Genomic DNA, 13,356 nt, shown 5'->3' on the forward strand with positions numbered 1-13,356 from the left:
GCAATGGCATACACCACATTTTCACAGACGAAAAACGACCAGCTCAAAGAGCCGATGTTCTTTGGCCAGCCGGTCAACGTGGCACGCTACGATCAGCAAAAATATGACATCTTCGAAAAGCTGATTGAAAAGCAACTCTCCTTCTTCTGGCGTCCGGAAGAAGTAGACGTCTCCCGCGATCGCATTGATTACCAGTCGCTGCCGGATCACGAAAAGCATATCTTCATCAGCAACCTGAAGTACCAGACGCTGCTGGATTCCATTCAGGGCCGTAGCCCGAACGTAGCGCTGCTGCCGCTGATTTCCATTCCCGAGCTGGAAACCTGGGTGGAAACCTGGGCGTTCTCCGAGACGATCCACTCCCGCTCTTATACACACATCATCCGCAACATCGTGAACGATCCGGCGGTGGTGTTTGACGATATCGTCACCAACGAGCAGATCCAGAAGCGTGCGGAAGGCATTGCGCACTATTACGACGAACTGATTGAGATGACCAGCTACTGGCACCTGCTGGGCGAAGGTACGCATAACGTGAACGGTAAAACCGTTACCGTGAACCTGCGCGCGCTGAAAAAACAGCTGTACCTGTGCCTGATGAGCGTCAACGCGCTGGAAGCGATCCGCTTCTACGTGAGCTTCGCCTGCTCCTTCGCCTTTGCCGAGCGCAAACTGATGGAAGGCAACGCCAAAATCATCCGTCTGATCGCCCGTGATGAAGCCCTGCACCTGACCGGCACCCAGCACATGCTGAACCTGCTGCGCAGCGGTACGGATGACCCGGAGATGGCGGAAATCGCCGAAGAGTGCAAGCAGGAGTGCTATGATCTGTTCGTGCTGGCGGCTCAGCAGGAGAAAGAGTGGGCAGATTACCTGTTCCGCGACGGTTCCATGATTGGCCTGAACAAAGACATTCTCTGCCAGTACGTTGAGTACATCACCAACATCCGTATGCAGGCTGTCGGTCTCGACCTGCCGTTCCAGACGCGTTCTAACCCAATCCCGTGGATCAACACCTGGCTGGTGTCCGATAACGTGCAGGTTGCGCCTCAGGAAGTGGAGGTAAGTTCTTACCTGGTCGGTCAGATTGATTCTGAAGTCAACACTGACGACCTGAGCGACTTCCAGCTCTGATGTCACGCGTCACGTTAAGTCTTTCCGGCACTGAGGTGCTGTGTCGGGAGGAGCACCCTTCTCTGCTGGTGGCGCTTGAGGCGCATCAGGTAGAAGTAGAGTACCAGTGTCGTTCCGGCTATTGCGGCTCCTGCCGCTGCCGTCTGGTCGCCGGCCAGGTGGACTGGCTGACTGAACCGCTGGCCTTTATCAACGAAGGGGAAATTTTGCCCTGCTGCTGCCGGGCAAAAGGCGATATTGAGATCGAGATGTAATTGCCCTGGTTCCCTCTCCCTGTGGGAGAGGGTTAGTTCGTAGGCCGGGTAAGGCGCAGCCGCCACCCGGCAATTCCAGTGTTAATCCTTCAAAAAACTCACCGCTTTATCCGGGAAATCCGTAAACAACCCGTCCACGCCCGCCTGGTTATACAACACCTCATAAAGCTGATTCACGTCCGTGGCATACGGCGGCAGCTGGTCTGCGCGCACGGTATACGGATGGACCTGCATCTTGCTGGCATGCGCCTCTTTCACCATCGCCGTCAGCTTCACGTGACCCGGCGTGGAGCCTTCTGCCACCAGCATGTGGTAATCTGGCCCGATGCCGTCAGCGTACTGCGCAATCTGCTTCATCGCGCCCGGCTTAAACATCCAGTCGTAGTTGTAGTTCACCCACTTCCCGTCTGGCTGTTTCTCCTGGGTTTCATTCCAGTCGGTGTAGGCAATCAACTGCACCAGATTGAGATCCATCCCCATCTTCGGCTCCAGCTCGGTTTTAATGCGCTTCAGCTCGGCGGCGTCAAAACACTGCAGGTAAACTTTGTCCTTCTTGCTGGTGTAGCCGTACTGCTTCAGGACCTCCAGGGTTTTCGCGGCAATATCCTTCCCTTCCTGATGATGGAACCACGGCGCTTTGATTTCCGGGTAGATACCGATATTTTTACCGGTCGAGTGGTTCAGCCCCTGAACAAACTCTATCTCCTCCTGGAAGGTGTGAATACGGAAGTCAGATTTGCCCATCGGGAAACGTCCCGGATAGACCTGTACCTTCTTGCCGTTTTCAATCTCGAACCCTTCGGTAAACTTCAGGGAGCGGATCTCCGCCAGGGTGAAATCAATGGCGTAGAAACGGCCATCTTTACGCGCACGGTCCGGGAAACGCTCCGCCACGTCCGTTACGCGGTCAAGATAGTGATCATGCAGGACGACCAGCTGGTCGTCCTTCGTCATCACCAGATCCTGCTCCAGATAATCCGCGCCCTGCGCATAGGCCATCGCTTTCGCCGGCAACGTATGCTCCGGCAGATAGCCGCTCGCGCCGCGGTGGGCAATCACGATTTTATCCGCCGCCAGCGCGGAGCCTGTCATCAGGCCCGCCAGCAGCAGACCGGTGGTTAAATGAGATAATTTCATGGTCATGTTCCTTATTGACGACGCGCCAGCACTTCCGCGTGGTGACGTTTCTCACCGATCATTACGACAATCAACAGCAGTACCGCCAGCACGCTACCGCCAATCATCACCATAAAGCCGCCGTCCCAACCGAAGAAGTCCACGGTGTAGCCCACGATGGCGCTCGCCGCGACTGAACCGCCCAGGTAGCCGAACAGACCGGTAAAGCCTGCCGCCGTGCCCGCCGCTTTTTTCGGTGCCAGTTCCAGGGCATGCAGGCCAATCAGCATGACCGGGCCATAAATCAGGAAGCCGATGACGATCATACAGGCCATGTCTACGCCCGGGTTGCCCGGCGGGTTGAGCCAGTACACCACGGTGGCGATGGTCACCAGGGTCATGAAGAACACGCCTGTTGCACCACGGTTACCTTTAAACACTTTGTCCGACATCCAGCCGCAGATCAGCGTGCCCGGGATCCCCGCGTATTCATACAGGAAGTAGGCCCAGGAGGATTTATCCAGCGCGAAGTGTTTCACCTCTTTCAGGTAGGTCGGTGACCAGTCCAGAATGCCGTAACGCAGCAGATAAACGAACACGTTGGCCACCGCGATGTACCACAGCAGTTTGTTAGGCAGCACGTACTTCATGAAGATCTGCTTCGCGGTCAGCTCTTCTTCGTGCTTCTCGCTGTAATCATCCGGGTAGTCGTCTTTATACTCTTCAATCGGCGGCAGGCCGCAGGATTGCGGCGTATCGCGCATCAGCGCGAAGGCAATAATCGCCACCAGAATGGCGCCAAACGCAGGCATGTAGAGCGCAGCGTGCCAGTCGTTGAACCAGGCCATCCCCAGCAGGAACAGCAGCGGCGGAATACCGCCACCCACGTTATGCGCGCAGTTCCACACCGACACAATGCCGCCGCGCTCTTTCTGCGACCACCAGTGCACCATGGTACGTCCGCATGGCGGCCATCCCATCCCCTGGAACCAGCCACAGAGGAACAGCAGCACGAACATAACGGCAATGCTGGAGGTTGCCCACGGCACAAAACCCATGAACAACATCACCGCAGCCGCCAGAATCAGACCGGCGGGCAGAAACACGCGCGGATTCGAGCGATCCGACACGGACCCCATAATGAACTTGGAAAAACCATACGCGATAGAGATCCCCGACAGCGCGAACCCCAGATCGCCGCGTGAAAAGCCCTGCTCCACCAGATACGGCATGGCGAGCGCAAAGTTTTTACGCACCAGATAGTACGCCGCGTACCCGAAGAAGATCCCCAGGAAAATTTGCCAACGCAGACGACGGTATAGCGGATCAATCTCTGCCTCTGGCAGACGCGCCCGATGCGGCGCGGGTTTGAAAATACTGAGCATGACAGCCTCCGTGGCCTTGAATTGAATGAGCAGGTGGCTCGCACCTGAATTCCAGAGCCGGGGATGTTAAGAAATCATGGTGATTGTTACTGTGAATCAACGCACAGATTGTTACAGAAATATGACAGAATGCGCAAAAAAGCGCATGAAATCACGTTTCACTTTCGAATTTCGCGCGTTTATGTTCGAAATCAAACAAACCACAGTTTTCATGTGGCTAAATGATAAAAAAACGAACATTGAGGGAAGACAATGACAATTCACGATCCTCGCTACAGCGATGTGATTATCATTGGCGGTGGTGCCACCGGCGCCGGTATCGCTCGCGATTGCGCCCTTCGCGGATTAAGCGTCACGCTTCTGGAACGCCACGATATTGCCACGGGCGCGACCGGGCGAAACCACGGTCTGCTCCACAGCGGCGCGCGATACGCCGTCACTGACGGTGAGTCGGCACGGGAATGTATTGCGGAAAACCAGATCCTCAAGCGTATCGCCCGCCACTGCATTGAACCGACCGATGGCCTCTTTATCACCCTTCCTGAAGATGACCTCGCCTTTCAGGAAACCTTTATCACCGCCTGTAACGCAGCAGGTATTCAGGCGGAGGCCATGGATCCGGCGCGGGCACGGCAGCTGGAACCGTCGGTCAACCCGGCGCTTATTGGCGCAGTGAAAGTCCCGGATGGCACCGTCGATCCGTTCCGCCTGACCGCCGCCAATATGCTGGATGCCCGGGAACATGGAGCGCGCATTCTGACCGGGCATGAAGTGACCGGACTTATCCGCGAAGGCCATCGCGTCTGCGGCGTGCGGGTGTTTGATACGCAATACCACGAACACAGCGAGCTGTTTGCCTCCGTCGTCATTAATGCCGCGGGGATCTGGGGGCAGCGCATTGCAGAATACGCTGACCTGTCGGTGCGCATGTTCCCGGCGAAAGGCTCGCTGCTGATCCTCGACCATCGCATCAATAACCATGTGATCAACCGCTGCCGCAAACCGTCTGATGCCGATATCCTCGTGCCGGGCGATACCATTTCGCTGATTGGTACGACCTCAACCCACGTCGACTACAGCGACATTGACTACAACCGCGTGACCGCCGAAGAGGTGGATATCCTGCTGCGTGAAGGCGAGAAACTGGCCCCGGTGATGGCCCAGACGCGTATTCTGCGTGCCTACGCGGGCGTGCGTCCTCTTGTCGCCAGCGATAACGATCCGAGCGGACGTAACGTCAGCCGGGGCATCGTGCTGCTCGACCACGCCGAACGCGACGGCATGGACGGATTTATCACCATTACAGGCGGCAAACTAATGACCTACCGCCTGATGGCCGAATGGGCCACCGATGCAGTCTGCCGCAAGCTGGGGAATACCGAGCCGTGCGTGACGGCAGAACAACCGCTGCCAGGATCGCGTCAGTCCACCGAAAAAACGTTGCAAAAAATCATCTCCCTGCCCGCCCCGCTGCGCGGTTCCGCGATTTACCGCCACGGGGACAGAACGCCGGTCTGGCTCGGCGAAGGTCGGCTGAGCCGCAGCCTGGTGTGCGAGTGCGAAGCCGTCACCGCGGGCGAGGTGCAATACGCGGTGGAGAACCTGACGGTCAAGAGCCTGCTCGATCTCCGCCGTCGCACCCGCGTCGGCATGGGAACCTGCCAGGGTGAACTGTGCGCCTGCCGTGCGGCGGGTCTGCTGCAGCGTTTTCATACCACGACTGCCACCCAGTCGCTCGATCAGCTCAGCGCCTTTTTAAACGAGCGCTGGAAAGGCATTCAGCCTGTCGCCTGGGGCGATGCCCTGCGTGAGAGCGAGTTTACCCGCTGGGTCTACCAGGGGCTTTGCGGTCTTGAGAAGGAGCAACACGATGAAATTTGATACCGTGATTGTCGGCGGCGGGCTGGCGGGCTTGCTCTGTGGCATCAAGCTCACGAAGCAGGGGCTGCGCTGCGCCATTATCACCCGGGGCCAGAGTGCCCTGCACTTCTCGTCGGGATCGCTGGATCTGGTGGACGACACGTACCGCGACAAACTGCCGCCGGAGCACCCGTATCATCGGGTTGGCGCGCAGCATATTGACCGCTTTGCGCTGGAAACCGAAGCGCTGCTGGCTGACTGCGGTGCGCGTCTGAAGGGGAGCGCCAGGCAAAATCATCAACGCATCACGCCGCTTGGCACCCTGCGTTCCGCGTGGCTCAGCCCGGAGGAGGTACCCGTTGCCCCTGTGAGCACAGGACGGGTACGGGTCGTGGGTATTAGCGGCTTTCTGGATTTTCAGCCCCATCTTGCGGCGGCGTCACTGTGTCGCCAGGGCGTGAACGCCGAGACGGCAGAGATAGAACTGCCTGAACTGGATGTCCTGCGCGAAAACCCGAGCGAGTTTCGCGCGGTGAATATCGCCCGCTTTCTGGATAACGAAGACAGATGGCCGCTGCTGTATGAGGCGCTCAGACCGCTCGGTGAAACCTGCGATACGCTGTTGATGCCTGCCTGCTTTGGACTCAGCGATAACCGCCTGTGGCGCTGGCTGTCGGACCGTCTGCCCTGCTCGCTCGGCCTGCTGCCAACGCTTCCCCCTTCCGTGCCCGGCATTCGCCTGCATACCCAGCTCCAGCGCCAGTTTGTGGCGCAGGGCGGCGTGTGGATGGCGGGTGACGAGGTGAAAAAAATCACCCTGAGGGACGGCGCGGTGAGCGAAATCTGGACCCGCAACCACGGTGATATTCCGCTTCGCGCCCGCTATACGGTGCTGGCAAGCGGCAGTTTCTTCAGCAACGGGCTGCTGAGCAGCCGGGAGGGCATCCGGGAAGCCATTATGGGGCTTGATGTCCGGCAAGGCGCCTCCCGCACGGACTGGTATCAGAGTGATTTCTTCTCGCCGCAGCCCTGGCAACAGTTCGGCGTGATGGTTGATAACCAGCTGCACCCGCAACTGTCCGGTAAGCCCGTCAGGAATCTCTTTGCCATTGGCTCGCTGTTGGGCGGATACGATCCCATAACTCAGGGGTGCGGTGGCGGGGTCTGCGCCGTCACGGCGCTGTATGTGGCAGAGCAGATTAGCCAGCGCGCGGAGGCGGAACAATGAACGATACCCGTTTTGAAAGCTGCATTAAATGCACGGTCTGCACGACCGTCTGCCCGGTCAGCGGCGTGAACCCGCGCTATCCCGGACCGAAACAGGCCGGGCCTGACGGCGAGCGTCTGCGTCTGAAGGACGGTAAGCTGTACGACGAGGCGCTGAAATACTGTATCAACTGCAAACGCTGTGAAGTCGCCTGCCCGTCGGATGTGAAAATCGGCGATATCATCCAGCGCGCCCGGGCGCGCTACAGCACGCAAAAGCCGACGCTGCGTGACGCAATTCTGAGCCATACCGATCTGATGGGCAGCGTCTCGACGCCGTTTGCACCGCTGGTGAATGCCGCGACCTCGCTCAAGCCGGTGCGCCAGCTGCTGGATGCGACGCTGAAGATAGACCATCACCGCAGCCTGCCGAAATATTCTCACGGCACCTTCCGCCGCTGGTACAAATCCGTCGCGGCGGAGCAGGCGCAGTACGCCGACCAGGTGGCCTTTTTCCACGGCTGCTATGTGAATTACAACCACCCGCAGCTGGGCAAAGATCTGCTGAAGGTGATGAACGCCATGGGAACGGGCGTTCAGCTACTGAACAAAGAGAAGTGCTGCGGCGTACCGCTGATCGCCAACGGGTTTACCGATAAAGCGCGCAGGCAGGCTCAGAGCAATGTCACGTCACTGCGCGAAGCGATTGTCGATAAAGGTATTCCGGTGCTGGCGACCTCGTCCACCTGTACCTTCACCCTGCGCGATGAGTACCCGCATCTTCTGGACGTGGATAATACCGGCCTGCGCGAGCACATCGAGCTGGCGACACGCTTCCTGTGGCGCAAGCTCGATAGCGGGCAGACGTTGCCGCTGGGGAAATTGCCCCTGAAAGTGGTGTATCACACCCCGTGTCATATGGAGAAAATGGGCTGGTCGCTCTATACGCTTGAGCTGCTGCGGTTAATTCCCGGACTTGAGCTGACGGTGCTGGATTCGCGCTGCTGCGGGATTGCGGGAACCTACGGCTTTAAGCGCGAAAACTACGCAACCTCCCAGGCGATTGGCGCCCCGCTGTTCCGACAGATCGAAGAGAGCGGCGCAGATATCGTGGTGACCGACTGCGAAACCTGTAAATGGCAGATTGAGATGTCCACCAGCAAGCGCTGTGAGCATCCGATTACCCTGTTGGCGAACGCGCTGGGCTGAACATGGCCGGGGCGAACGCCCCGGCACAAACATTACTCGACGAACAGCGACTCAACAACGTTAATCCAGCCGTGCTCGCTGGCGACCTCTTTGCCATTGAGCCAGCGGCGCAGCATATTCAGCGCCATCATGGCGCAGACTTCCTGACGCACCGCCAGACTGTGGCGAGTGATGCTCATTTTAACCCTCAGAGCCCAGGTCCCCTCCGGCGTCGCCAGCGCGACGTTAAGGTGTTCCTCATCCAGCCCACCCACGAACAGCGCCAGACCGGCAAAATGTTTAACCCGTCGCTCCGAGGCCCAGCGGGCGGTTTGCGCCAGGGTCTCCTGCTGGAACGGCACCACTTCGCTGGCCAGCAGCGGCGCGCTGGCGCGCGACAATTGCAGCGCCAGCAGGCCACCGGTGAACTGCTCGCTTAAGGTCACGCTCAGCTGACGATCCTGCAGGTGCTTCGCAATCTGCGCAGGCAACCCCTCCGTCCCTTCAAAGATCAGGCTCTCGCCCGCCACGCGCTGCACTTCGGGCCACAGGGCCAGCATCGCCGCTTTCTGCGTCGCCGGTCCTGTCAGCTTGAGCTCAATGATCGGCATAGAGGAGCGATAGCCCATGGACACGCCCGGCGGCAATTGCAGGTGGTCAAGACTCTGGGCCAGATCGCTTTCAGAACGGCCAAACGTGGTCAGTCGCAGGCACAGCGGAGGTTCAGGCAGGGTAAAACGGTCGCGAAGGCGCGGCAGGATCTGCTGCTCAACCATCACTTTAAATTCGGAAGGTACGCCGGGCGTGAAGAACATCAGGCAACGGTTCAGCTGCAGGGCAAACCCGCACGCGGTGCCGACCGGGTTATCAACCAGCTCAGCACTGGCGGGGATTTCAGCCTGCTTGCGGTTGCTGGGGGCCATAACGCGGCCACGTTCGGAGAAAAAGCGTTCCATCTGTGAAAGCCATGCCTCATGCAGCACCAGCCCTTCACCTTTTGCGGTTGCGGCGGCCAGCGCGCTGAGATCGTCACTGGTAGGACCGAGTCCGCCATTCACGATCAGCACATCGCAGTGTTCGCTCCGCTCACGCAGAATGCTGACCAGCGACTCAAGATTGTCGCCTACCGTATTGCGACGCGTTAACGGTAATCCTTGCTCAAAGAAAAGATCGGCAAGCCAGGCAGCATTGGTATCAATAATTTGTCCATGCAGCACTTCGTCGCCGGTGGATAACATCTCCACGTTAATCATTGTGTTCTCCCGCTTATTTGGTGAAAACACTATAGCGCAATCGCGGGAGGGAGAAGAGAGAAACTGGCGCGACGGAACGCCGCGCCGACAGGATTAGAAGCCTGCGCTTACGCCCACGTAGGGACCGTCGGCCAGCGCGTTGTCGCGGTTGCCGTCTTTGCCCGCCAGGTTCAGGTAGCGATAGCCCGCTTCGATGGTAATCGGACGCATGATGGTCCAGCGCGCGCCGGCGTTGGCTTCTTCATAGCTGTCGATACCGCTGGAGAGCGAGTCCGGAGAGTAGTAATACTCGCCAAACAGACCGAAGCTGTCGCCAATTTTCCACTGCAGGCCGCCACCCACCGCTGCCGCATACCCTTCGTCACCGTCGTTCGGGTTGGTATAGATACCTTTACCGCCGACGGTCGCCAGGAATGGACCAAGAGGAATGTTCAGACCCAGACCGAGACTTGCCGCATCGCCGTCGTCATCGTTATGCGTCCAGCCACCGGTCATCGCCAGACCGGAAGTCTCTGTTCCCAGGCCAAAGCCCAGGTGGGTATAGTCCTGACCCGCCGAGCCGTTGAAGCTGATGGCGTTAGCCGCCGCAGATACAACCATCAGGCCGAAGCCCAGTAATGCCACTTTTTTCATTGTCATGATCCCGCGCAATTTTATAGAGAAGTCCCAAAACCGCGAGATTTTAACCTGAGTCTCCCGGGGATCAAGCACTCTGCGTGCGGCGGGGGGGAAGATTGTAACGATTTGAAACTTGCGGCTTTTTTATGCAAGCAACAGAAAGCGCATTTTGACACACAGGCCACCCAGGGATTCACTGCGGTTGAGTTGCAAATGGCTGCGGTGCAGCCGGGCAATGTCACCCGCCAGTGCCAGCCCGATCCCGGAACCGGCAGCGTCCCCGACGTTGTCCAGGCGGTGGAAAGGGAGCATTGCCTGGTGGATCTGATCCTCTTCAATGCCGGGGCCGCTGTCTTCAACGCGCAGCTCAACGGCACCGGCCTCCGCGCGCAGGAAAACGGTCACGGTCCCGCCTGCTGGGGTATATTTAATCGCGTTCTCCAGCAGGTTAGCGCACAGTTCGCCCAGCAGGACGTCATCGCCTTCGATCATGACCGGCTGCTCCACACCGTCGTAACCCAGATCGATCCCTTTGCTCCGCGCCTGCGCCAGTCGGGAGAAGCAGCAGTTCTGCACCACCTGAACCAGATCCACAGGCGAGAACTGACGATCGCCCTGCTCTCTCCCCTTCACCGCCGAAAGCTGCAACAGCCGCTCGGTGAGTACGATAGTCTCATCCAGCGTGGCGTTCATTGCCCGCAGACTCTCCTGCCACAAAGCGGGATCCTGGCGAGTAAGCGCGACAGACACCTGTGTTTTAAGTACCGCCAGTGGCGTTTTGAGCTGGTGCGATGCATCCGCGTTGAAACGTTCCTGACGCGAAAGCACGCCGCGCAGACGGTCGATATAGCGGTTAAAAGCCACAATCAGCAGCCGGGTCTCGGACCAGGGCAGCAGCTCCGGCAGCGGTGCCAGCAGGCCCGGCTCGCGCCGCACCATCAGCGAGGAGAGCTGGCGCATCGGGCGCAACACGCGGCGCAGCATCCAGGCGGTTAGCACCAGCGTCAGCAGCACCAGCAGCCCCTGCGAAACCCAGGATGAAAAGAGCAACTGGCTGGCGAGATAGCGGCGTGACTGGAGCGTCTCCGCAACGTAAATTTCCGCCATGCCAAAAATAGAATCTTGATTCACGGGCTGCAGCAGACGCGCCACCCGAATCGCCTGCCCGCGATATTCGGTATGGTAAAACCACGCCAGCGCGGGGTAGAGCGTGGTACGCGACGTTGCAGGCGGCATCTTCGGCAGATCGTCATAGCCGGAGATCACCCGCCCGTCGGGGTCGACCACCTTGTAATAGAGCCGGTCGTTCATGTTGAGCTCAAAGCTATCAAGCACCACCCAGGGCACGTCCACCGCCAGCTTGCCGTCGCGCACCTCCAGTCGTTCCGAGATGGTGCGGGCAGAGGATAACAGCGTGCGGTCGTAAGCCTGCGTGGCCGCCTGCAACGCGCTGACGTAGCTGTTAAAGGCTGACAATCCCCACAGCAACAGTAGCGGCAGGCCAAGAAAAAGCAGCAGTTGCAGGTAGAGCGACTGCGGCTTAAACCCTCTCATCGCCGCACTCCAGCACGTATCCCAGCCCCCGTAACGTGGTGATCCGCACGCCGCTGCCGGTGAGCTTCTTTCGCAGGCGGTGAATATAAAGATCGATACTTTCAGGGCTGACGTCGTCGTTCAGGCTGAACACCTGGTCAAAAAGCTGCTGCCGCGAAACCGGACGTGTGCGGCGGTGCATCAGCACTTTCAGCAGAGAGAGCTCGCGCGGCGTCAGGGAAAGCGGTTCATCGCGGAGCAGGAAAAAGCCCTCGTCGTCATACTCCAGCTCCCCAAGACGCTGACGTTCCTGCGTGCGCCCCTCGCTTCTTCGCAACAGGGCACGCAGCCGGGCGTCAAGCTCCTCCAGCTCAAACGGTTTTGGCAGATAATCATCCGCCCCGGCGTTCAGGCCCTTTACCCGGTCCGCCACGTTGCTGCGCGCAGTCAGGAACAGGACGGGCAGCGTCTGCCCCCGTTTTCTGAGGCGATGGACCACTTCCAGGCCATCAAAACCGGGCATGCCGATGTCCAGAATAGCAACCGCGTAATGTTCCCCCTGCAGCAGATGGTCGGCGGCACGCCCGTCAGACACGCAATCCACGGCGAAGCCCTCCTGCACCAGCGCTTTCTCCAGCCAGTGAGCCAGCTCACGATTATCTTCTGCGAGTAAGAGACGCATGTCACATCCTGTAAAGTTGGTTCCCCATTGAAAGGGAAATGAAAGGTTATTGTTTTAACAATCACGCAACGGAACCGCTACAAGGCGGTTCACATAATCAGAAAAAAGACCCATACCCGTACCCCGGCGTGAGGATAAACGATGAAAAAACACTTACTTTCTACCCTTGCTGCAAGCGCATTCCTGTTGAGTACCTCTGTCGTTCAGGCGCAGGACGCCCCGTCCCGTACCGAATGTATCGCCCCGGCCAAACCGGGTGGCGGTTTCGATCTCACCTGCAAATTGATTCAGGTCAGCATGCTGGAGACGAAGGCCATCGAGAAACCGATGCGCGTGACCTACATGCCCGGCGGCGTGGGCGCGGTGGCCTATAACGCCATCGTCGCACAACGACCTGCGGAAGCGGGGACGGTGGTGGCCTTCTCCGGTGGTTCACTGCTGAACCTGTCTCAGGGCAAGTTTGGCCGGTATGGCGTGGATGACGTGCGCTGGCTGGCGACCGTCGGTACCGACTACGGGATGATTGCCGTGCGTGCCGACTCACCGTGGAAGTCCCTGAAAGACCTGCTCACCGCCATGGAAAAAGATCCGAACAGCGTGGTGATTGGCGCAGGCGCGTCGATCGGTAGCCAGGACTGGATGAAAGCCGCCCTTCTCGCGCAACAGGCGAAGGTTGACCCACACAAAATGCGCTACGTGGCCTTTGAAGGCGGCGGCGAGCCGGTTACGGCACTGATGGGCAACCACGTTCAGGCCGTTTCCGGCGATCTCAGCGAGATGGTGCCCTACCTGAACGGGGACAAAATCCGCGTGCTGGCGGTCTTCTCGGAAAACCGTCTGCCGGGACAGCTGGCTAACGTGCCGACCGCCAAAGAGCAGGGTTACAACCTGGTCTGGCCGATCATCCGCGGGTTCTTCGTCGGGCCAAAAGTGACCGATGCCGAGTACCAATGGTGGGTCGACGCGTTCAACACACTCCAGCAGACCGAAGAGTTTAAGAAACAGCGCGATTTGCGCGGGCTGTTTGAATTTAACCTGACCGGTAAGCCACTGGATGAGTACGTCAAAAAACAGGTAAATGACTACCGCGAGCAGGCGAAAGCCTTTGGTCTGGCGAAATAACCGGA

At 58.8% G+C, this 13,356-nt stretch carries 12 protein-coding genes; 6 read left to right on the forward strand and 6 right to left on the reverse strand.

Annotated elements, in window-relative coordinates; genetic code table 11:
* The first annotated feature begins 3 nt into the window (after positions 1-3).
* Together nrdB and yfaE are read left to right on the forward strand one after the other, a co-directional pair.
* Positions 4-1,134 (forward strand): class Ia ribonucleoside-diphosphate reductase subunit beta, encoded by a 1,131-nt coding sequence (gene nrdB / locus ACOTXR_RS08580; protein WP_014884611.1) that lies wholly within the window; start codon positions 4-6, stop codon positions 1,132-1,134.
* Entirely contained in the window at positions 1,134-1,388 is a 255-nt protein-coding gene (gene yfaE / locus ACOTXR_RS08585; RefSeq protein ID WP_008500234.1) for a class I ribonucleotide reductase maintenance protein YfaE, read from the forward strand. Before nrdB ends, yfaE begins: the two co-directional genes overlap by 1 nt.
* An 81-nt stretch (positions 1,389-1,469) precedes the next feature.
* On the opposite strand, the gene glpQ is transcribed toward yfaE, so the two are convergent.
* Both glpQ and glpT read right to left on the reverse strand, forming a co-directional pair.
* The gene (glpQ, locus tag ACOTXR_RS08590; protein ID WP_050862915.1) at positions 1,470-2,525 is read right to left on the reverse strand and encodes a glycerophosphodiester phosphodiesterase; all 1,056 of its coding nucleotides are present in this window, start codon (positions 2,523-2,525) and stop codon (positions 1,470-1,472) included.
* A gap of 11 nt (positions 2,526-2,536) precedes the next feature.
* Positions 2,537-3,889: a glycerol-3-phosphate transporter gene (gene glpT / locus ACOTXR_RS08595; RefSeq protein WP_014884613.1), complete on the reverse strand. Its 1,353-nt coding sequence runs from the start codon at positions 3,887-3,889 to the stop codon at positions 2,537-2,539.
* A gap of 252 nt (positions 3,890-4,141) precedes the next feature.
* Between glpT and glpA the strand changes: the two genes are divergently transcribed.
* The 3 genes from glpA to glpC are packed head-to-tail and all read left to right on the forward strand — an operon-like array spanning position 4,142 to position 8,164.
* Complete coding sequence (glpA, locus tag ACOTXR_RS08600; RefSeq protein WP_047026911.1) at positions 4,142-5,770, forward strand: anaerobic glycerol-3-phosphate dehydrogenase subunit A; 1,629 nt, start codon at positions 4,142-4,144, stop codon at positions 5,768-5,770.
* Positions 5,760-6,977, forward strand: coding sequence for a glycerol-3-phosphate dehydrogenase subunit GlpB (gene glpB / locus ACOTXR_RS08605; protein ID WP_047026912.1), 1,218 nt, complete (start codon positions 5,760-5,762; stop codon positions 6,975-6,977). The genes glpA and glpB overlap by 11 nt, the downstream gene beginning before the upstream one ends.
* Complete coding sequence (glpC, locus tag ACOTXR_RS08610; protein WP_058691102.1) at positions 6,974-8,164, forward strand: anaerobic glycerol-3-phosphate dehydrogenase subunit GlpC; 1,191 nt, start codon at positions 6,974-6,976, stop codon at positions 8,162-8,164. Before glpB ends, glpC begins: the two co-directional genes overlap by 4 nt.
* A 32-nt stretch (positions 8,165-8,196) precedes the next feature.
* Here the strand turns inward: glpC and ACOTXR_RS08615 are convergent, their stop codons facing one another.
* From ACOTXR_RS08615 to tctD, 4 genes are all read right to left on the reverse strand, one after another.
* Positions 8,197-9,396, reverse strand: coding sequence for a nicotinamide mononucleotide deamidase-related protein YfaY (locus ACOTXR_RS08615; RefSeq protein WP_023330954.1), 1,200 nt, complete (start codon positions 9,394-9,396; stop codon positions 8,197-8,199).
* A 93-nt stretch (positions 9,397-9,489) separates the two neighbouring features.
* Positions 9,490-10,029 (reverse strand): YfaZ family outer membrane protein, encoded by a 540-nt coding sequence (locus tag ACOTXR_RS08620; RefSeq protein ID WP_023330955.1) that lies wholly within the window; start codon positions 10,027-10,029, stop codon positions 9,490-9,492.
* A gap of 129 nt (positions 10,030-10,158) precedes the next feature.
* Positions 10,159-11,568: a sensor histidine kinase gene (locus tag ACOTXR_RS08625; RefSeq protein WP_023330956.1), complete on the reverse strand. Its 1,410-nt coding sequence runs from the start codon at positions 11,566-11,568 to the stop codon at positions 10,159-10,161.
* On the reverse strand, positions 11,555-12,229 hold the full coding sequence (gene tctD, locus ACOTXR_RS08630) for a transcriptional regulator TctD (protein WP_014884620.1): 675 nt from the start codon (positions 12,227-12,229) through the stop codon (positions 11,555-11,557). Before tctD ends, ACOTXR_RS08625 begins: the two co-directional genes overlap by 14 nt.
* A gap of 141 nt (positions 12,230-12,370) precedes the next feature.
* Between tctD and ACOTXR_RS08635 the strand changes: the two genes are divergently transcribed.
* On the forward strand, positions 12,371-13,351 hold the full coding sequence (locus tag ACOTXR_RS08635) for a Bug family tripartite tricarboxylate transporter substrate binding protein (RefSeq protein ID WP_032635989.1): 981 nt from the start codon (positions 12,371-12,373) through the stop codon (positions 13,349-13,351).
* The last annotated feature ends 5 nt before the right edge of the window (positions 13,352-13,356 follow it).

This window comes from Enterobacter cloacae complex sp. IR53030, from assembly GCF_049238365.1.
Classification (GTDB): domain Bacteria; phylum Pseudomonadota; class Gammaproteobacteria; order Enterobacterales; family Enterobacteriaceae; genus Enterobacter; species Enterobacter kobei.